Annotated in this window: 12 protein-coding genes and 3 pseudogenes; 1 reads left to right on the forward strand and 14 read right to left on the reverse strand. The window is 54.6% G+C overall.

The window, feature by feature from the left end:
* Positions 1 to 5 precede the first annotated feature (5 nt).
* The 4 genes and pseudogenes from CGZ65_RS11330 to recC all read right to left on the reverse strand — a co-directional run bounded on the left by CGZ65_RS11330 (position 6) and on the right by recC (position 5,786).
* Entirely contained in the window at positions 6 to 251 is a 246-nt protein-coding gene (locus CGZ65_RS11330; RefSeq protein WP_096296186.1) for a Fis family transcriptional regulator, read from the reverse strand.
* A 102-nt stretch (positions 252 to 353) separates the two neighbouring features.
* A complete protein-coding gene (locus tag CGZ65_RS11335; RefSeq protein ID WP_232507444.1) occupies positions 354 to 920 on the reverse strand; it encodes a LysE family translocator in 567 nt (188 codons plus the stop codon).
* A 319-nt stretch (positions 921 to 1,239) separates the two neighbouring features.
* On the reverse strand, positions 1,240 to 2,238 hold the full coding sequence (gene dusB / locus CGZ65_RS11340; protein ID WP_096295883.1) for a tRNA dihydrouridine synthase DusB: 999 nt from the start codon (positions 2,236 to 2,238) through the stop codon (positions 1,240 to 1,242).
* Positions 2,239 to 2,560: 322 nt separating this feature from the next.
* Positions 2,561 to 5,786 (reverse strand): annotated as a pseudogene (recC, locus tag CGZ65_RS11345) (exodeoxyribonuclease V subunit gamma).
* Positions 5,787 to 6,169: 383 nt separating this feature from the next.
* Here recC and CGZ65_RS11350 point away from each other — a divergent pair.
* Positions 6,170 to 7,581: pseudogene (locus CGZ65_RS11350) on the forward strand (PepSY-associated TM helix domain-containing protein).
* A gap of 453 nt (positions 7,582 to 8,034) precedes the next feature.
* Here the strand turns inward: CGZ65_RS11350 and CGZ65_RS11355 are convergent.
* The 10 genes and pseudogenes from CGZ65_RS11355 to CGZ65_RS11400 all read right to left on the reverse strand — a co-directional run bounded on the left by CGZ65_RS11355 (position 8,035) and on the right by CGZ65_RS11400 (position 21,341).
* A complete protein-coding gene (locus tag CGZ65_RS11355; RefSeq protein ID WP_157742784.1) occupies positions 8,035 to 9,429 on the reverse strand; it encodes a VWA domain-containing protein in 1,395 nt (464 codons plus the stop codon).
* Complete coding sequence (locus tag CGZ65_RS13015; RefSeq protein ID WP_157742785.1) at positions 9,398 to 12,094, reverse strand: beta strand repeat-containing protein; 2,697 nt, start codon at positions 12,092 to 12,094, stop codon at positions 9,398 to 9,400. The genes CGZ65_RS11355 and CGZ65_RS13015 overlap by 32 nt, the downstream gene beginning before the upstream one ends.
* Positions 12,091 to 12,555 (reverse strand): Ig-like domain-containing protein, encoded by a 465-nt coding sequence (locus CGZ65_RS11370; RefSeq protein ID WP_096295884.1) that lies wholly within the window; start codon positions 12,553 to 12,555, stop codon positions 12,091 to 12,093. Before CGZ65_RS11370 ends, CGZ65_RS13015 begins: the two co-directional genes overlap by 4 nt.
* A gap of 2 nt (positions 12,556 to 12,557) precedes the next feature.
* Positions 12,558 to 13,418 (reverse strand): Ig-like domain-containing protein, encoded by an 861-nt coding sequence (locus CGZ65_RS11375; protein ID WP_096295885.1) that lies wholly within the window; start codon positions 13,416 to 13,418, stop codon positions 12,558 to 12,560.
* On the reverse strand, positions 13,418 to 13,684 hold the full coding sequence (locus CGZ65_RS11380; protein ID WP_096295886.1) for an Ig-like domain-containing protein: 267 nt from the start codon (positions 13,682 to 13,684) through the stop codon (positions 13,418 to 13,420). Before CGZ65_RS11380 ends, CGZ65_RS11375 begins: the two co-directional genes overlap by 1 nt.
* Positions 13,685 to 13,686: 2 nt before the next feature.
* Positions 13,687 to 14,430, reverse strand: coding sequence for an Ig-like domain-containing protein (locus CGZ65_RS11385; protein WP_332457945.1), 744 nt, complete (start codon positions 14,428 to 14,430; stop codon positions 13,687 to 13,689).
* Positions 14,422 to 14,550 (reverse strand): annotated as a pseudogene (locus tag CGZ65_RS14420) (hypothetical protein); the annotation flags it as partial. The gene CGZ65_RS11385 and the pseudogene CGZ65_RS14420, both read right to left, overlap by 9 nt.
* On the reverse strand, positions 14,547 to 16,124 hold the full coding sequence (locus CGZ65_RS11390; protein WP_198345288.1) for an Ig-like domain-containing protein: 1,578 nt from the start codon (positions 16,122 to 16,124) through the stop codon (positions 14,547 to 14,549). The pseudogene CGZ65_RS14420 and the gene CGZ65_RS11390, both read right to left, overlap by 4 nt.
* Positions 16,121 to 17,590 (reverse strand): Ig-like domain-containing protein, encoded by a 1,470-nt coding sequence (locus CGZ65_RS11395; protein ID WP_096295889.1) that lies wholly within the window; start codon positions 17,588 to 17,590, stop codon positions 16,121 to 16,123. Before CGZ65_RS11395 ends, CGZ65_RS11390 begins: the two co-directional genes overlap by 4 nt.
* Positions 17,591 to 17,633: 43 nt before the next feature.
* Entirely contained in the window at positions 17,634 to 21,341 is a 3,708-nt protein-coding gene (locus CGZ65_RS11400; protein ID WP_096295890.1) for an Ig-like domain-containing protein, read from the reverse strand.
* Positions 21,342 to 21,360: the final 19 nt, after the last annotated feature.

The following is a 21,360-nucleotide window of genomic DNA, read 5'->3' on the forward strand; positions in this document are numbered from 1 at the left end:
TGGTTTTAATCATCCAGCAAACCATGCTGTAATAATTTTTTGCGCAAGGTATTGCGGTTCAAACCCAGCATGGCGGCGGCTTTGGATTGGTTGCCGTTGCATTCGTCCATCACGCATTCGAGCATGGGTTTTTCCACTTGGTGCAGCACCATATCGTACACGCCCACCGGCGTTTCACCGGCTAAGTCCTTGAAATACTGTTTTAAATTCTGCGCGACACATTGCGCGATATCGACTGTTTGCGTTTTCATCGTTTGCTCTTTTCTTTTCACATTGTTTTCAGACGGCTTCAAATTACTGGCCGCTCATCACTTTAATCCCCAATAAGGCCAATGCTCCGCCGCACACGCGGTCTATCCAATGGCCGAAATGCCGGAAACGGCGGTTGACTGCCGGGCCGGCAGCATGAAGGCCACCAAACCGAACCAGACAAACAGCATCAGCGTCATCCATGCGCCGTAAACCGCCATCTGCCACAGCGGCGTGGTCGGCGACAACACCACGGTAAACAGCGACAGCATATACACCACCGCTTTCGGGTTCAGCACATTACACAACACGCCGCGCCAAATGATGTTCAAAGCCGGTTCGGCCGTCATTTTTTCGGCACGGATTTCGGCCACTTCGCCCGCCGCTTTGGCCGTCAGCCCTTTGTAACCGATATAAATCAGATACAGGCCGCCGATAATTTTAATCATGGTCAGCAAAGTAGCCGATTGCGCCACCACAGTCACCAAGCCCAGCACCGAATAAACGATGTGTACGCCAAAGCCCAGCGCAATGCCCAAAGCCGTGAGCAAACCTGCCGCACGGCCACGGCTTAAGGATTGTTGCGACACCAACACAAAATCGGGGCCGGGCGACATGCAGGCCAAAATATGTACACCGGTGATGAGCCAAAATCCTTGCCAAAAATCCATGATTGTCCTTATTGCGTGTTTGATGTTTCAGACGGCATTGGTGGTTTGTCGTTGTTTATCGAACCGCCCTCCCCGGCCTTCTCCTGCCAAACTGGAGAGGGACGGGTTGCTTAGGATGGATAAGGTGCTGTTTGGCCGTTTGAAAAATTTTATTTAAACAGAATCTTTCAGACAGCCCCAATCAGATTGATTACTTAATCGAACCGTTCATTCATCCACCATCGCCGAATCTAGCGAATCTATCTCCGCCGTCCGGCGTGAGAAGGCTGGGACAGGGCGGTGCTTTACGTTTCCGCCATTCGGATCCGCACCACAACAATCAACGGTAAGCACACGCCCATGTATCGGTCTTTTCGGACAATGTATCCAGATAAGCCGCCAGCGCGTCATATTGCTCTGCCGCAGAATCCAAGCAGTTGATTTCGCGGCGGGTTTCGATGCCTTCAGGCATGGGGTCGAGATACCAGCCGATGTGTTTGCGCGCGATTCTCAAGCCGCTTTGTTCGCCGTAAAATTCGTGCATGGCGCGGACATGGGCGAGCACGGTATCGCTGCATTGCTTCAGCGGCAGTGCTTCGGGCAGCGTGCCGTTTTCGGCAAAATGTTTCAAATCGCGAAACAGCCACGGCTGGCCTTGTGCGCCGCGGCCAATCATCACACCGTCGGCACCGGTTTGCTGCAACACTTCGGCGGCTTTTTGCGGCGTAGTGATGTCGCCGTTGACCCACAGCGGTATCTTCAGGCAGCTTTTGGCTTCGGCAATCAATTCGTAACGCGCTTCGCCCCGATACATCTGCGTGCGCGTGCGGCCGTGTACCGCCAGCGCGGCGATGCCGGCATCTTCGGCGATTTTGGCGACGGTAAGCAGGTTTTGATGGTCGTCGTGCCAGCCCAAACGCGTTTTCAGGGTGACAGGCACATTTACCGCCTGAACTACGGCGTGCAAAATCTCGGCCACCAGCTTTTCGTCTTGCAGTAAAGCGCTGCCCGCCAACACATTGCACACTGTCTTGGCCGGACAACCCATATTGATGTCAATCACTTGCGCGCCAAGCCCGACATTATAACGCGCGGCTTCGGCCATCACTTGCGGCACATTGCCGAGAATCTGCACCGCCACCGTGCCGTTTTCATCGGAAAAATCGCTGCGGCGTAAAGTTTTTTTGGTGCGGCGCAACCCGGGATCGCTGGTGATCATTTCGCACACCGCCCAACCTGCGCCAAATTCACGGCACAAACGGCGGAAAGGCTTGTCGGTAATGCCTGCCATGGGAGCGAGTGCGATGGGGGTATCGATGGGATATGCGCCGATTTGCATGGTTATCGCTGTGTTTGAAAGGGCTGTGATTGTACAATTTTTAAGCAGTTTTTCCAATTGCCTTTACATTAAGAAAGGTCGAGACCTTTGCAAAATGCCTTTAAGAGCCAGCATACAAAACGAGCCGTCATTCCCGCGCAGGCGGGAATCCGCTGTTGGGCATAACAAACTATTGAATAAAAATAAGCTTCTTAAATGCCAAAATGGATTCCCGCCTGCGCGGGAATGACGGCCGTTTTGGTTGCTTATTGATTCATAAGATTTCCGAAGTTCACAGGCCGTCTGAAAACCGATTTCACCTTTCAGACGGCCTCATGCCTGCTTACGCTTCTTTCAATGTTGAAACCGCAGCCAGCAACGGCACCAACATCTCAATAATCAGGTTTTGGAACAACGGCGTCTCCAACGGTGATTCTTCGTCATGACCGAACACCAAAGCCACCTCGGTGTAACTGCTCTGCCCTGTATTCATTTTGTTGCCGAAATATGCGCCGATGGCAGCGGATTGTGCGGCTTCCCATTCTTGTTTTTTAAGATAGGCATCGGCAGCAGCCAAGCTGGTTCTGGCAAAAAACGGCAAGGGGCGGTGTTGGCCGATGTTGTAGTATTCGAGCCATGTTTGCAGAATGCCGCGGGCGGTTTGGCGGTCGATTTCGGGATAGGTCACGGTTTCGTCGTTCGACACAAAATAGGTCAGCCCGCTTTCGCTTTCAGACGGCCTCACCGCATTGAACAACACATGCTCCAGCAGCAAGGCAATACGATCAGGCGCGTTGAGTTTTTTGTTGCGGAACATGATTTGGCCGCATTGATACACATGATTCAGGCTGCCGCTTAAGATTTGCCGGTTAAACGACAATTCGCAGGCCACTGGCGGCACTTTCGGGCTTTCGAGCAAATCTTGGTCGAGCTGTTTGGCGGCGCCTTGGAAACGTTGCTGCCACAAGCTGCCCAATTCACCGGTAGGCAACAGGCTCTCGGCATTGAGCTTGATTTCCACTGCGGCAAAATCCTGCCGCTGTCGGCGCGCTTCCATATACGCATCGGCGATTTTTTCGCCCTGCTCCGGCTCGAACGGCTCGGCCGATTCCCATGCTTCATCGCGATATGGTTCGCGCCAGCCCAAGGTTTGGCGCAGCCAGGCTTTGACCGGATTTTTCCAAAAGCCGATGAATTCGGTTTGCGTGACGATGCTCGGCGGTTCGGCTTCGTTGCCCAAAGGCTGATTGAAAAACGGCATCATTTTTTCAGACGGCCTGTATGCCGCTTCATTTAAGGCTTGGGCATAATCGCGGCGCGTGCTGATGAGCTGGCCTGCTTCTTGCGGTTGGAAATAGCGCGTGGAAAAGGCTTGCAGCGGATGTTGGCACACCCAGTCTGCCAGCAAATCTTTGCTGCGCTTTCCGGTCATTTCGGCGACGGTGTCGATGAGTTCGCTCAACAAGGCCGACGGCGCCAGCTCGTCATCGTTGACAATGCTGCGGCCGACATACGACAAATACAGAATGTCGCGCGCGCTGATGATGGCTTCGAGAAACAGATAGCGGTCATCATCGCGGCGGGCGCGGTCGCCTTTTTTCGGGTGTTTGGCAATCAGGTCGAACACGGTCAGCTTGGTGTTGCGCGGGAAATCACCGTCGTTCAGACCCAATAAACACAACACCTTAAACGGCAGGCTGCGCATCGGTACCATGCTGCAGAAGGTAATGCCGCCACGCAAAAATCCGGCTTGGCTTTCGCTGCTCAAAAAACGGCTGATGTGGCGGATAACCGTGTGCTGCGGCAATAGGCCGTCTGAAAAGCCTGATAATTCAATTTCTTCCTGCCATTTCACTAAGGCTTGCTCGAATTGCTGTGCGGCGTATTGGTCATCATCACTCAAAGCAAACAAACCGTCGCGCAATTGGCGCACGCGTTCAATCCATTCTTCTGCCGCGGCGTCGGTTTGCCATGTTTTTGCGGTGTCGGCCAAGGTCTGCATAAAAGCGGTAAAGCGGCTGAAGACGGCCAACTGATTGACATCGCCGTGCCACGCACTGACGTTTTGCCACATGCCGTCGCCGCCTGCAGGCAGCATCCAGCCCAGCACCAAGCGCGACAATGCCTGCTGCCAGGTAAACAAATTATCCGCTGCGCCGCGCATTTTTCCATCCAAACCCCAATGCACGTTGAGTTCGGCGATGGTGTCGTGCAACAGCGGCAAATCGTCTTCGCTTATTTCAAAGCGTTTTTGCACTAACCGGCTGTCAAGCAGCAGCAACACTTTATCTACTTCAAAGCGGCTTTCCAATAAGTCCAACACCTGTTCCAGCGCATAAAAAGCGGTTGGCGGCGGCTGAGTTTTACATCGGAAATCGAATACGGCAAGGCCTGTGTGCCGTCTGCCGCGCGACCGAACACGGCTTCGACAAACGGGCTGTAGGGCTCGATATTCGGGTCAACACGGCGATGTCGTGCGGCTGCCAGTCGGGATGTTCGTGCAGAATATGCAGCAGTTGGTCTTTCAAAATTTGCAGTTCGCGCAAAGGGCTGTGCGCCGACACCACACGGATCGAGCCGTCTGAAAGCAGTGCATCACCCTGCCCGGCAGCATTTTCAGACGGCAGCGACAGCGTTTGAATATCGTTTTGCAGGCGGTGCAGCAAAGTCGCTTCGCCGCTGTCTCCGGTTTCGTATACCGGCGTTTCCATGTCGATTTCCGATAAAAAATCAAAGAAATCGCGTCCCTGTTTGCCCAATGAAGCCAGCAGCGGATGGCCGGTTTGGCTCAAATCAACATCATCGCCGCTTTTCAAAATCTGCGCCGCTTCTATCACATTGCCCCAATGCTGCTCGCTCGGGTTGAGCGCGAACACAATCACATCGCAATGCTCGGAAATGGCCTGCAAAAGCTGCAAATACATCGGCGCCATGGTAGAAATGCCGAACACGAAAAACCGCTCCGGCAGGTTTTGCGGCGATAAATTGGCTAGCAAGGTTTCCCACAAGGCCACGCGGTGCGGCGCAGCTTGTCTGCCGTCGTCAAGAAAACGCCACAATTGCGCCTGCCAGATTTCGTCTTCACCCAATTCCAGCAATTTGCCTTCCTGCCACGTATCAATCCATTGCGGGCGGTACACCAAATATTGGTCGAAAATATCGGCCAATTGTCCGGCCAAATGGTAATCCGCCGATTCGCCGCTGCTTAAATAGCTTTGCAGTTTGTCGCGTACGGTTGCAAATTCTGAGGCCGTCTGAAACGCTTCGCTGCGGAACAATGCCAGCAACCGCCACCGCATCACTTCAGGCGAAAACGGGCTGAGCGCGGGTACGTCGGGAATCAGTTCGCGCATCAAGCGCCACGTCAAACCGGCCGGCAGACTGAATTTGAGATTGGCCGCCACGCCCAATTCTTTCGCTAAATAACTGCTCAAATAACGGCGCATACCTTGGCTTTGCACGATAATTTCTTCCGCCGCCAGCGCATGTTTCAAAGGTTGAAGCTGCTGAATGCGGCTGAACAAAGCGGCGAGCGATTCAAGACGGTTGGATTGATAAAGGTAAAACATGGCAGGCTCAAGCAGACAAAAGATGATGATGGATTATAGGCCGTCTGAACGATGATTGAGGGTTTATTTTCAGACGGCCTGACGGATAAAAGATGAAATATCAATCGTGATAAACCTTGTTTAAAAATAAGAATGTATATTCTATAGCGGATTAACTTAACTTTCGCCACGGCGTTGCTGCGTCTTGCCGTACTACTTGCACTGTCTTCGGCTTGCTGCCTTGTATCGAAGTAATTAAATCCGCTATAAATTCAACAAAATATAGCCACATTAACTGATAACCTTGTCTTATATCAGATTCGGTCGCATTTTTACAGCAACTGTATTTATGGCAAACCGAGCCATCGCTATAATAGCCTGTTTTCAATACAACGGAAAACCACATGACCCCTTCCTCTACCGCGCCGGATAAGGCGCAACAGGCCAACCGCCGTTATCTGACTGTGTGGCGTTGGCATTTTTACGCAGGCTTTTTTGTCGCGCCTTTTTTAATTTTACTGGCGGCCACGGGCTTGGCCATGCTGTTGTTCGCCAACATCAGCGGCCGCGACGGCGAACGGATTCATGTCACCCCCAAGCCGTGGTACAACCTTTATCGGTACAAGCTGAAGCGGCGCGCAGAGCCTTACAGTCGGAAACCGCTTCAGTGGTGCAATACATTGCGCCTCGTGCCGACGATATGGCGGCGGTGTTCCGCGTCAACGATGATGGCAAGGCGATGATAGTGGCGATTGATCCTTACACAGCACAGGTGGCCAAAGTATTTCCGCGCAATCAGGATTGGTATCATTTGATGGACGAAATCCACAGCGATATTTTGCTCGGTACGTTTGGCGATTATTTATTGGAAACCGCAGCATCGTTAACTATTTTGCTGATCATAACCGGCGTTTATTTATGGTGGCGCAAACAAGGCAGTCTGAAAAATATGCTGCTGCCGAATATCACTTCCGGCCGCTCTGCTTGGCGCGAGATTCACGGTGCAGTCGGTGCATGGATTTCGCTGATTTTGTTGTTGTTCTGCTTATCCGGCATCGCATGGGCAGGCATTTGGGGCGGCAAGGCAGTACAGGCTTGGAGCCAGTTCCCGGCCGGCAAATGGGGCGTTCCTCCCAATCCCGAATCGGATGTCGTCACCTACGGCCAATTATTGAATGACGGCAAAACCAAAGAAGTGCCGTGGGTATTGGAGCTGACGCCCATGCCGCAATCAGGCACAACTTTAGGCAAAGACGGGATTAACCCTGACGAACCGATGACATTGGAAACCGTTGACCGCTACGCACGCGAAATCGGTTTTCAAGGCCGCTATCAATTGAATCTGCCGCAAGGCGAAACAGGCGTGTGGACACTGTCGCAAGATTCGATGAGCTACGATGCCAACAGCCCTTTTATCGACCGCACCGTGCATCTCGACCAATACAGCGGCAAACAGTTGGCCGATATCCGCTACGATGACTACAACGCGTTCGGCAAATTCATGGCAGTCAGCATCGCGCTGCACATGGGCACACTGGGCTGGTGGAGCGTGGCGGCCAATGTGGCGTTTTGTTTGGCGGTAATTTTAATGTGTGTCAGCGGTTTTGTGATGTGGTGGAAACGCCGCCCGAGTCACGCCGTCGGTTTGAATCCGCCGTCAAACAAGGCAGAATTACCGGTGTGGTGGGCAATGGCTTTTCCGCTTCTACTGGTGGCACTGCTCTTCCCGACCGCCATCATTGCCATTTTGCTGATTGCAGTGTTGGATTTTGTGCTGTTGTCGCGCATTCCGGCATTGAGCAAGTGGTTTAAATAAAGCAAATAAAATAAAAGGCCGTCTGAAAACAAATTACGCTTCAAACGGCCTTGATGATTTTATCCGGCTTTAATCAGCAAATAGTCTGAGATTTTTGCAAAACGCCCTGAAAGCCACTGCACAAAGAATCGACGTCATCCCCGCGTAGGTGGGAATCCATCTTAAAATTTCAGAAACTTATTTTATTCAATAGCTTGCCATTCTCAAAGATGGATTTCCATCTGCGCAGGAATGATGGCCGTTGTGCCGTTTGTTGGTGGTTTATGAGGTTTTGCAAAGTTTTCAGCCTACAATTCTCTGTTTTATTTCAAAAAATAAAAAGATTTATTGATAAACCCATGGTTTGATTTCAAGGCCGTCTGAAACCTTTTGTGGATCTCTACTTCATGGCCGAAATCATCCGGATAAAAAAAGCCCTGCTTTTCAGCAGGGCTTTCTTGACAGGCTATGTGATTAGCCCAGGGTTTCAATGTGGTTTTGCAGCACAGATTCCAGTGTCTCACCGGCAGACAAACCTTGGAAGGTAATGCTGTTTTGGTAAGTTTGACCATCTTTTGCCACACCGGTAAAGCTCAAGACGTGGTTTGCATCATCCCAAACAGCGTTTTCTAACTGCTGCGGACTAACCAAGTCGGCAAATACGACTTTATCTTTGCCTGCCTGGAAGTCAGTAATGACATCACGGCCACTGTTGCCGTTGGCCAAGAATACGAATTTATCCGCACCCACGCCACCGGTCAAAGTATCATTACCGGCACCGCCGAACAAGATGTCATTACCCGAACCGCCAATCAAGGTATCGTTACCGCCGTCGATACGGTCATCCAACAGTTCGGTCCAGTTCTTGCGGACATAATCACCGATTTGCTGTTCAGTCGCATCGCCGCCGCCGTTTTCCGTCCACTTGATGTATTCGGTCAATGCGCGCGCTCCCATGCCGTCGTGTGTACCTTCGGTATATTGGATACCGGTAATACCGTTGGTCCAACTCAGGTAATCGGTATTCAAGCTGTCGCCAAAAATGACATCGTCGCCATCTCCACCTCTTAAGGTGTCTCCGGATATTTTGTTTACCACGCGTTCGGTTGTACCGCTTTCCAATGCGGCATCAAGCTCTTCCGGAGTCGAAACCACTTGCGATTCACCTGCAGCACCTTGGTAAATAACGCGGCCGCTATGTTTATGCAAACTTAAATCTTGTTCGGTAACTTTATTGCCTTGTGCAACTGTATTATCGAAGAAGTTCAACATGTTTTTCTGGATACCTTTAGAGAAACCCACCGCATGAACATCCGAAACGGCCGACAAGCCTTTAAAGCTCTTCAACGCTTCTGTTACCGAACCTTGGTTTACATAGCCTTTGTAAACATTGCCAAAACCCGTATTACCATGTGTAGTCGGTTCTCCGTCAGTCAAAAAGTAAGTAACGTTTTTATAGCCATTGCCTGATACACCTTTGAACCAAGAGGTCGCATCACGGAATACGTCGTCATAGTTAGTCAAACCGCTGGCTTTCACACCATAGATAGCGTTTACTAATTTATCAACATTAGCTTCCGTAAGCTGGGAAATGGTTACTTTTTGCGTCGCAGTCGTTCCAAAAGCAAAGAATGTTACATTCAGTTTGCCATCGTGATTCGCAAAGTCTTTTGCCAACTTCAAAAGGGATTTACGTGCAATCTCAATGTAGGATTCACCCTTATCGGTTCGATACTGCGCCATACTGTTGGAAGTATCCAAGATAACCGCCACATTGTAATCATGACCGGGCTTGATAATAATCTCATAACCACCAGTATCGCCAATCAACACATCGTTACCGTACCCCACGAATATTATTTGAATCATTGTTTCCAATTATTGCTTTATCGGAATCTTGACCATTAATATTAATCGTCAGCGTTGCAGCAGATTTGTCTCCATCTGCATCAGTCACCGTGTACGTGAAAGTCTCTTGCAACGATTCACCGCTGTTTAAGGCTTTTACCGCTGCATTGCCGGTATTCAATGTGTAAGTATATTTACCGTTTGCATCCAGAGTCAGCGAACCATATTGGCCGACAGTATTTCCTGCAACTACGGATACCGGGCTATCTGCTCCCAAGGTATCGTTATCCAACACATTGCCGCTTACATCCGTACCAGATTCGGCAATGCTGTTAGCGTCATTTACTGCTACCGGGGCAGTATCGGTAATCTGGATATCCAAACTGTCCATCGCGGTATTACCTGCCTTATCACGTACAACAACCACGAAACTGTCTTTCACGGAGTCATCGCCGGCACTGTGGTCTTTTGCTTTACCGTTTTCAGTATAACGGTAAGAAACTTCACCTTTAGCTGCATTGTAACCGGTAATCACCAAAGTACCCAGCTTGGTCGTTACGGTCACAGGGCTGCCTACAGTAGCAGCTGTGACATCTTTACCTGCTACCGTAATACTCGCAACCAAAGCGTCTGATACTTTAATTACACCGTTTACAACTGTACCAGAAGCTTCTTTAACAGCCTTATCTTCAGCAGCTACTGCTGGTACCGCCGTATCAATCACGTTGCCTTTGCCGCCGTTGTCGTCACTGGCTTCGGCCGCGTTACCGGCTTTGTCGGTCACTTTGGCATCGACTGTGTAGCTACCGTCCGGCAATGCGTTCGGTACTTCTGCTTCGTAAGTGCCGTCCGCTTTCACCGTAGTGGTCACCACTTGGGTCTCGCCGTTGCCATCGGTCACGGTCAATGTCACCACTTGGCCTGCTTCGACATCGGTCGTGGTACCGGTAATCAAAGGTGTGTTGTCATTGCTCAAATCCGGTGCGTCTACGCTAATCGCAGCAGTGGTGTCTACTGAACCGGTGTCGGCCGCCGTGGCTTTGTTACCGGCGGCATCGGCCACTTCCGCTGACACTGTGTAGCTACCGTCCGCCAATTCTGCCGGTACGTCCGCTTCGTAAGTGCCGCCCGCTTTCACGGTGGTGGTCACCACTTGGGTTGCGCCGTTGGCATCGGTCACGGTCAGGGTCACTACCGAACCTGCCGGTGCATCGGTGCTGCCGGTAAGGGTCGGGGTGTTGTCGTTGCTGTTGTCCGGCGCATCGACGGTAATCGCCGGTGCAGTCGTGTCGATGGTGCCTTCGTCGGTCGCCGTGCCTTTGTTGCCGGCCGGATCTTCTACTTCGGCTGTCACTTTAACCGGGCCTTCCGGCAATTCGTTCGGTACTTCTACCTCAAAGCTGCCGTCGTCTTTCACGGTAGTGGTCACCACTTGGGTCTCGCCGTTGCCATCGGTCACGGTTACGGTAACAACAGTGCCTGTCGGCGCATCGGTGCTGCCGGTAAGGGTCGGGGTCGTGTCGTTACCGGTCTCCGGTACGTCTACGGTAATCACCGGTGCAGTCGTGTCGATGGTGCCTTTGTCGGTCGCCGTACCTTTGTTGCCGGCCGGGTCTTCTACTTCGGCCACAACGCTCACTTCGCCTTCCGGCAATGCGTTCGGTACGTCTGTTTCGTAAGTGCCGTCCGCTTTCACGGTGGTGGTCACCACTTGGGTTTCGCCGTTGGCATCGGTCACAGTCAGGGTCACTACCGAACCTGCCGGTGCATCGGTGCTGCCGGTAAGGGTCGGGGTCGTGTCGTTACCGGTCTCCGGTACGTCTACGGTAATCACCGGTGCAGTCGTGTCGATGACGTTGCCTTTGCCGCCGTTGTCGTCACTGGCTTCGGCCGCGTTACCGGCTTTGTCGGTCACTTTGGCATCGACTGTGTAGCTACCGTCCGGCAATGCGTTCGGTACTTCTGCTTCGTAAGTGCCGTCCGCTTTCACCGTAGTGGTCACCACTTGGGTCTCGCCGTTGCCATCGGTCACGGTCAATGTCACCACTTGGCCTGCTTCGACATCGGTCGTGGTACCGGTAATCAAAGGTGTGTTGTCATTGCTCAAATCCGGTGCGTCTACGCTAATCGCAGCAGTGGTGTCTACTGAACCGGTGTCGGCCGCCGTGGCTTTGTTACCGGCGGCATCGGCCACTTCCGCTGACACTGTGTAGCTACCGTCCGCCAATTCTGCCGGTACGTCCGCTTCGTAAGTGCCGCCCGCTTTCACGGTGGTGGTCACCACTTGGGTTGCGCCGTTGGCATCGGTCACGGTCAGGGTCACTACCGAACCTGCCGGTGCATCGGTGCTGCCGGTAAGGGTCGGGGTGTTGTCGTTGCTGTTGTCCGGCGCATCGACGGTAATCGCCGGTGCAGTCGTGTCGATGGTGCCTTCGTCGGTCGCCGTGCCTTTGTTGCCGGCCGGATCTTCTACTTCGGCTGTCACTTTAACCGGGCCTTCCGGCAATTCGTTCGGTACTTCTACCTCAAAGCTGCCGTCGTCTTTCACCGTAGTGGTCACCACTTGGGTCTCGCCGTTGCCATCGGTCACGGTTACGGTAACAACAGTGCCTGTCGGCGCATCGGTGCTGCCGGTAAGGGTCGGGGTCGTGTCGTTACCGGTCTCCGGTACGTCTACGGTAATCACCGGTGCAGTCGTGTCGATGGTGCCTTTGTCGGTCGCCGTACCTTTGTTGCCGGCCGGTCTTCTACTTCGGCCACAACGCTCACTTCGCCTTCCGGCAATGCGTTCGGTACGTCTGTTTCGTAAGTGCCGTCCGCTTTCACGGTGGTGGTCACCACTTGGGTTTCGCCGTTGGCATCGGTCACAGTCAGGGTCACTACCGAACCTGCCGGTGCATCGGTGCTGCCGGTAAGGGTCGGGGTCGTGTCGTTACCGGTCTCCGGTACGTCTACGGTAATCACCGGTGCAGTCGTGTCGATGGTGCCTTCGTCGGTCGCCGTGCCTTTGTTGCCGGCCGGATCTTCTACTTCGGCTGTCACTTTAACCGGGCCTTCCGGCAATTCGTTCGGTACTTCTACCTCAAAGCTGCCGTCGTCTTTCACCGTAGTGGTCACCACTTGGGTCTCGCCGTTGCCATCGGTCACGGTTACGGTAACAACAGTGCCTGTCGGCGCATCGGTGCTGCGGTAAGGGTCGGGGTCGTGTCGTTACCGGTCTCCGGTACGTCTACGGTAATCACCGGTGCAGTCGTGTCGATGGTGCCTTTGTCGGTCGCCGTACCTTTGTTGCCGGCCGGGTCTTCTACTTCGGCCACAACGCTCACTTCGCCTTCCGGCAATGCGTTCGGTACGTCTGTTTCGTAAGTGCCGTCCGCTTTCACGGTGGTGGTCACCACTTGGGTTTCGCCGTTGGCATCGGTCACAGTCAGGGTCACTACCGAACCTGCCGGTGCATCGGTGCTGCCGGTAAGGGTCGGGGTCGTGTCGTTACCGGTCTCCGGTACGTCTACGGTAATCACCGGTGCAGTCGTGTCGATGACGTTGCCTTTGCCGCCGTTGTCGTCACTGGCTTCGGCCGCGTTACCGGCTTTGTCGGTCACTTTGGCATCGACTGTGTAGCTACCGTCCGGCAATGCGTTCGGTACTTCTGCTTCGTAAGTGCCGTCCGCTTTCACCGTAGTGGTCACCACTTGGGTCTCGCCGTTGCCATCGGTCACGGTCAATGTCACCACTTGGCCTGCTTCGACATCGGTCGTGGTACCGGTAATCAAAGGTGTGTTGTCATTGCTCAAATCCGGTGCGTCTACGCTAATCGCAGCAGTGGTGTCTACTGAACCGGTGTCGGCCGCCGTGGCTTTGTTACCGGCGGCATCGGCCACTTCCGCTGACACTGTGTAGCTACCGTCCGCCAATTCTGCCGGTACGTCCGCTTCGTAAGTGCCGCCCGCTTTCACGGTGGTGGTCACCACTTGGGTTGCGCCGTTGGCATCGGTCACGGTCAGGGTCACTACCGAACCTGCCGGTGCATCGGTGCTGCGGTAAGGGTCGGGGTGTTGTCGTTGCTGTTGTCCGGCGCATCGACGGTAATCGCCGGTGCAGTCGTGTCGATGGTGCCTTCGTCGGTCGCCGTGCCTTTGTTGCCGGCCGGATCTTCTACTTCGGCTGTCACTTTAACCGGGCCTTCCGGCAATTCGTTCGGTACTTCTACCTCAAAGCTGCCGTCGTCTTTCACGGTAGTGGTCACCACTTGGGTCTCGCCGTTGCCATCGGTCACGGTTACGGTAACAACAGTGCCTGTCGGCGCATCGGTGCTGCCGGTAAGGGTCGGGTCGTGTCGTTACCGGTCTCCGGTACGTCTACGGTAATCACCGGTGCAGTCGTGTCGATGGTGCCTTTGTCGGTCGCCGTACCTTTGTTGCCGGCCGGGTCTTCTACTTCGGCCACAACGCTCACTTCGCCTTCCGGCAATGCGTTCGGTACGTCTGTTTCGTAAGTGCCGTCCGCTTTCACGGTGGTGGTTACCACTTGGGTTTCGCCGTTGGCATCGGTCACAGTCAGGGTCACTACCGAACCTGCCGGTGCATCGGTGCTGCCGGTAAGGGTCGGGGTCGTGTCGTTACCGGTCTCCGGTACGTCTACGGTAATCACCGGTGCAGTCGTGTCGATGACGTTGCCTTTGCCGCCGTTGTCGTCACTGGCTTCGGCCGCGTTACCGGCTTTGTCGGTCACTTTGGCATCGACTGTGTAGCTACCGTCCGGCAATGCGTTCGGTACTTCTGCTTCGTAAGTGCCGTCCGCTTTCACCGTAGTGGTCACCACTTGGGTCTCGCCGTTGCCATCGGTCACGGTCAATGTCACCACTTGGCCTGCTTCGACATCGGTCGTGGTACCGGTAATCAAAGGTGTGTTGTCATTGCTCAAATCCGGTGCGTCTACGCTAATCGCAGCAGTGGTGTCTACTGAACCGGTGTCGGCCGCCGTGGCTTTGTTACCGGCGGCATCGGCCACTTCCGCTGACACTGTGTAGCTACCGTCCGCCAATTCTGCCGGTACGTCCGCTTCGTAAGTGCCGCCCGCTTTCACGGTGGTGGTCACCACTTGGGTTGCGCCGTTGGCATCGGTCACGGTCAGGGTCACTACCGAACCTGCCGGTGCATCGGTGCTGCCGGTAAGGGTCGGGTGTTGTCGTTGCTGTTGTCCGGCGCATCGACGGTAATCGCCGGTGCAGTCGTGTCGATGGTGCCTTCGTCGGTCGCCGTGCCTTTGTTGCCGGCCGGATCTTCTACTTCGGCTGTCACTTTAACCGGGCCTTCCGGCAATTCGTTCGGTACTTCTACCTCAAAGCTGCCGTCGTCTTTCACGGTAGTGGTCACCACTTGGGTCTCGCCGTTGCCATCGGTCACGGTTACGGTAACAACAGTGCCTGTCGGCGCATCGGTGCTGCCGGTAAGGGTCGGGGTCGTGTCGTTACCGGTCTCCGGTACGTCTACGGTAATCACCGGTGCAGTCGTGTCGATGGTGCCTTTGTCGGTCGCCGTACCTTTGTTGCCGGCCGGGTCTTCTACTTCGGCCACAACGCTCACTTCGCCTTCCGGCAATGCGTTCGGTACGTCTGTTTCGTAAGTGCCGTCCGCTTTCACGGTGGTGGTTACCACTTGGGTTTCGCCGTTGGCATCGGTCACAGTCAGGGTCACTACCGAACCTGCCGGTGCATCGGTGCTGCCGGTAAGGGTCGGGGTCGTGTCGTTACCGGTCTCCGGTACGTCTACGGTAATCACCGGTGCAGTCGTGTCGATGACGTTGCCTTTGCCGCCGTTGTCGTCACTGGCTTCGGCCGCGTTACCGGCTTTGTCGGTCACTTTGGCATCGACTGTGTAGCTACCGTCCGGCAATGCGTTCGGTACTTCTGCTTCGTAAGTGCCGTCCGCTTTCACCGTAGTGGTCACCACTTGGGTCTCGCCGTTGCCATCGGTCACGGTCAATGTCACCACTTGGCCTGCTTCGACATCGGTCGTGGTACCGGTAATCAAAGGTGTGTTGTCATTGCTCAAATCCGGTGCGTCTACGCTAATCGCAGCAGTGGTGTCTACTGAACCGGTGTCGGCCGCCGTGGCTTTGTTACCGGCGGCATCGGCCACTTCCGCTGACACTGTGTAGCTACCGTCCGCCAATTCTGCCGGTACGTCCGCTTCGTAAGTGCCGCCCGCTTTCACGGTGGTGGTCACCACTTGGGTTGCGCCGTTGGCATCGGTCACGGTCAGGGTCACTACCGAACCTGCCGGTGCATCGGTGCTGCCGGTAAGGGTCGGGGTGTTGTCGTTGCTGTTGTCCGGCGCATCGACGGTAATCGCCGGTGCAGTCGTGTCGATGGTGCCTTCGTCGGTCGCCGTGCCTTTGTTGCCGGCCGGATCTTCTACTTCGGCTGTCACTTTAACCGGGCCTTCCGGCAATTCGTTCGGTACTTCTACCTCAAAGCTGCCGTCGTCTTTCACCGTAGTGGTCACCACTTGGGTCTCGCCGTTGCCATCGGTCACGGTTACGGTAACAACAGTGCCTGTCGGCGCATCGGTGCTGCCGGTAAGGGTCGGGGTCGTGTCGTTACCGGTCTCCGGTACGTCTACGGTAATCACCGGTGCAGTCGTGTCGATGGTGCCTTTGTCGGTCGCCGTACCTTTGTTGCCGGCCGGGTCTTCTACTTCGGCCACAACGCTCACTTCGCCTTCCGGCAATGCGTTCGGTACGTCGCTTCGTAAGTGCCGTCCGCTTTCACGGTGGTGGTCACCACTTGGGTTTCGCCGTTGGCATCGGTCACAGTCAGGGTCACTACCGAACCTGCCGGTGCATCGGTGCTGCCGGTAAGGGTCGGGGTCGTGTCGTTACCGGTCTCCGGTACGTCTACGGTAATCACCGGTGCAGTCGTGTCGATGGTGCCTTCGTCGGTCGCCGTGCCTTTGTTGCCGGCCGGATCTTCTACTTCGGCTGTCACTTTAACCGGGCCTTCCGGCAATTCGTTCGGTACTTCTACCTCAAAGCTGCCGTCGTCTTTCACGGTAGTGGTCACCACTTGGGTCTCGCCGTTGCCATCGGTCACGGTTACGGTAACAACAGTGCCTGTCGGCGCATCGGTGCTGCCGGTAAGGGTCGGGGTCGTGTCGTTACCGGTCTCCGGTACGTCTACGGTAATCACCGGTGCAGTCGTGTCGATGGTGCCTTTGTCGGTCGCCGTACCTTTGTTGCCGGCCGGGTCTTCTACTTCGGCCACAACGCTCACTTCGCCTTCCGGCAATGCGTTCGGTACGTCTGTTTCGTAAGTGCCGTCCGCTTTCACGGTGGTGGTTACCACTTGGGTTTCGCCGTTGGCATCGGTCACAGTCAGGGTCACTACCGAACCTGCCGGTGCATCGGTGCTGCCGGTAAGGGTCGGGGTCGTGTCGTTACCGGTCTCCGGTACGTCTACGGTAATCACCGGTGCAGTCGTGTCGATGACGTTGCCTTTGCCGCCGTTGTCGTCACTGGCTTCGGCCGCGTTACCGGCTTTGTCGGTCACTTTGGCATCGACTGTGTAGCTACCGTCCGGCAATGCGTTCGGTACTTCTGCTTCGTAAGTGCCGTCCGCTTTCACCGTAGTGGTCACCACTTGGGTCTCGCCGTTGCCATCGGTCACGGTCAATGTCACCACTTGGCCTGCTTCGACATCGGTCGTGGTACCGGTAATCAAAGGTGTGTTGTCATTGCTCAAATCCGGTGCGTCTACGCTAATCGCAGCAGTGGTGTCTACTGAACCGGTGTCGGCCGCCGTGGCTTTGTTACCGGCGGCATCGGCCACTTCCGCTGACACTGTGTAGCTACCGTCCGCCAATTCTGCCGGTACGTCCGCTTCGTAAGTGCCGCCCGCTTTCACGGTGGTGGTCACCACTTGGGTTGCGCCGTTGGCATCGGTCACGGTCAGGGTCACTACCGAACCTGCCGGTGCATCGGTGCTGCCGGTAAGGGTCGGGGTGTTGTCGTTGCTGTTGTCCGGCGCATCGACGGTAATCGCCGGTGCAGTCGTGTCGATGGTGCCTTCGTCGGTCGCCGTGCCTTTGTTGCCGGCCGGATCTTCTACTTCGGCTGTCACTTTAACCGGGCCTTCCGGCAATTCGTTCGGTACTTCTACCTCAAAGCTGCCGTCGTCTTTCACGTAGTGGTCACCACTTGGGTCTCGCCGTTGCCATCGGTCACGGTTACGGTAACAACAGTGCCTGTCGGCGCATCGGTGCTGCCGGTAAGGGTCGGGTCGTGTCGTTACCGGTCTCCGGTACGTCTACGGTAATCACCGGTGCAGTCGTGTCGATGGTGCCTTTGTCGGTCGCCGTACCTTTGTTGCCGGCCGGGTCTTCTACTTCGGCCACAACGCTCACTTCGCCTTCCGGCAATGCGTTCGGTACGTCTGTTTCGTAAGTGCCGTCCGCTTTCACGGTGGTGGTCACCACTTGGGTTTCGCCGTTGGCATCGGTCACAGTCAGGGTCACTACCGAACCTGCCGGTGCATCGGTGCTGCCGGTAAGGGTCGGGGTCGTGTCGTTACCGGTCTCCGGTACGTCTACGGTAATCACCGGTGCAGTCGTGTCGATGACGTTGCCTTTGCCGCCGTTGTCGTCACTGGCTTCGGCCGCGTTACCGGCTTTGTCGGTCACTTTGGCATCGACTGTGTAGCTACCGTCCGGCAATGCGTTCGGTACTTCTGCTTCGTAAGTGCCGTCCGCTTTCACCGTAGTGGTCACCACTTGGGTCTCGCCGTTGCCATCGGTCACGGTCAATGTCACCACTTGGCCTGCTTCGACATCGGTCGTGGTACCGGTAATCAAAGGTGTGTTGTCATTGCTCAAATCCGGTGCGTCTACGCTAATCGCAGCAGTGGTGTCTACTGAACCGGTGTCGGCCGCCGTGGCTTTGTTACCGGCGGCATCGGCCACTTCCGCTGACACTGTGTAGCTACCGTCCGCCAATTCTGCCGGTACGTCCGCTTCGTAAGTGCCGCCCGCTTTCACGGTGGTGGTCACCACTTGGGTTGCGCCGTTGGCATCGGTCACGGTCAGGGTCACTACCGAACCTGCCGGTGCATCGGTGCTGCCGGTAAGGGTCGGGGTGTTGTCGTTGCTGTTGTCCGGCGCATCGACGGTAATCGCCGGTGCAGTCGTGTCGATGGTGCCTTCGTCGGTCGCCGTGCCTTTGTTGCCGGCCGGATCTTCTACTTCGGCTGTCACTTTAACCGGGCCTTCCGGCAATTCGTTCGGTACTTCTACCTCAAAGCTGCCGTCGTCTTTCACGGTAGTGGTCACCACTTGGGTCTCGCCGTTGCCATCGGTCACGGTTACGGTAACAACAGTGCCTGTCGGCGCATCGGTGCTGCCGGTAAGGGTCGGGGTCGTGTCGTTACCGGTCTCCGGTACGTCTACGGTAATCACCGGTGCAGTCGTGTCGATGGTGCCTTTGTCGGTCGCCGTACCTTTGTTGCCGGCCGGGTCTTCTACTTCGGCCACAACGCTCACTTCGCCTTCCGGCAATGCGTTCGGTACGTCTGTTTCGTAAGTGCCGTCCGCTTTCACGGTGGTGGTTACCACTTGGGTTTCGCCGTTGGCATCGGTCACAGTCAGGGTCACTACCGAACCTGCCGGTGCATCGGTGCTGCCGGTAAGGGTCGGGGTCGTGTCGTTACCGGTCTCCGGTACGTCTACGGTAATCACCGGTGCAGTCGTGTCGATGACGTTGCCTTTGCCGCCGTTGTCGTCACTGGCTTCGGCCGCGTTACCGGCTTTGTCGGTCACTTTGGCATCGACTGTGTAGCTACCGTCCGGCAATGCGTTCGGTACTTCTGCTTCGTAAGTGCCGTCCGCTTTCACCGTAGTGGTCACCACTTGGGTCTCGCCGTTGCCATCGGTCACGGTCAATGTCACCACTTGGCCTGCTTCGACATCGGTCGTGGTACCGGTAATCAAAGGTGTGTTGTCATTGCTCAAATCCGGTGCGTCTACGCTAATCGCAGCAGTGGTGTCTACTGAACCGGTGTCGGCCGCCGTGGCTTTGTTACCGGCGGCATCGGCCACTTCCGCTGACACTGTGTAGCTACCGTCCGCCAATTCTGCCGGTACGTCCGCTTCGTAAGTGCCGCCCGCTTTCACGGTGGTGGTCACCACTTGGGTTGCGCCGTTGGCATCGGTCACGGTCAGGGTCACTACCGAACCTGCCGGTGCATCGGTGCTGCCGGTAAGGGTCGGGGTGTTGTCGTTGCTGTTGTCCGGCGCATCGACGGTAATCGCCGGTGCAGTCGTGTCGATGGTGCCTTCGTCGGTCGCCGTGCCTTTGTTGCCGGCCGGATCTTCTACTTCGGCTGTCACTTTAACCGGGCCTTCCGGCAATTCGTTCGGTACTTCTACCTCAAAGCTGCCGTCGTCTTTCACGGTAGTGGTCACCACTTGGGTCTCGCCGTTGCCATCGGTCACGGTTACGGTAACAACAGTGCCTGTCGGCGCATCGGTGCTGCCGGTAAGGGTCGGGGTCGTGTCGTTACCGGTCTCCGGTACGTCTACGGTAATCACCGGTGCAGTCGTGTCGATGGTATTACCATCATCTTTTGCAGTCGCAACATTACCAACTTTATCAGTAACCGTTGCTTCAACAGAGTATGTACCACTAGGCAATTCAGACGGCACTTCTACCTCATAGCTACCATCCGCTTTCACCGTAGTGGTCACCACTTGGGTTGAGCCGTTGGCATCGGTCACGGTCAGGGTCACCACTTGACCTTCTTCTGCATCGGTCGTGGTACCGGTAATCAAAGGTGTGTTGTCATTGGTTAAATCCGGTGCGTCAACTGTAATCAACACAGTTGTATCAATTGCACCTTCATCTGTTGCAGTAGCTGTTTTACCAGTAGTATTAGATACTGTTGCTTCAACAGTGTATTTACCATCAGGCAATTCATCAGGTACCTCGATGAAATATTTGCCTTCTTCGTTTACCGGCACAGTCAAGGTATGCGTAACACCTTCAGAATCCGTAATTGTCAAAGTAACAATTTGGCCGATGGCATCGGAAGTGCCGATAATTAAAGGTGTGTTGTCATTTGACACTTCATCCGGTGCATCTACAGTTAACAATACAACTGAGTCGATTACGCTTGAGTCGTTTGCTTTGGCAACATTACCGGCTTTATCCGCTACAACAGCTTCAACACGATATGGACCATCAGGCAATTCATTCGGCACTTCAACCGAATAAGTACCGCCTTCCTGCACTGTGGTAGTCACAATTTGAGTGTCGCCCTTAGAATCAATAATGGTCAAAGTAACAACTTGGCCCGGCTCCACATCATCAACGGTACCGGTAATAGTAGGCTTAGTATTAGAAGGGTCATTAGGCGCATCAACGGTGATAAACGCTTTATTGTCTTTATCATCGTCATCATTTTTAGCCAATGCAGCAGCTGCCGCACCCAACGGCAACAATGCCAACAACCACAAAGGATTTGGCGCCCACAGGCTATTGATGATTTCGCCACCCAAAGCTTGACCTGCTTCAACCTCTTCAGCCAGCATAGTAACGGCATCAGCAGGTTCGGCACTCTCCGGAACGTATGGATACATACCGCCGTTTTCGTGTTGACCAATCAACAGGCTGCTCTTAGAAGCATCAATTTCACTTGAATAGTAGCCTTCAATAATCAAGTCGGGATTGCTGATATCAGAGCCTTCAAAAGCTACTTCCAAGTTATCGCCGACACGTTTGGTCATGATGTTTTCAGGACCAAATTGAGTCGCCTCATCGATAAACTGGTAGTTCACCTTGGATTGAGCAGGAATGCGCAATACTTCACCAGAGGCCGTCTGAAATTGAACGGTTTCGACGGTTTCTTTAGCGTTATTGATTTTTAACGTAATGTTTTTAGACATTTTAAGTACCTTTTATTGT

It is taken from the genome of Neisseria weixii, assembly GCF_002327085.1.
Taxonomy (GTDB): Bacteria; Pseudomonadota; Gammaproteobacteria; order Burkholderiales; family Neisseriaceae; genus Neisseria; species Neisseria weixii.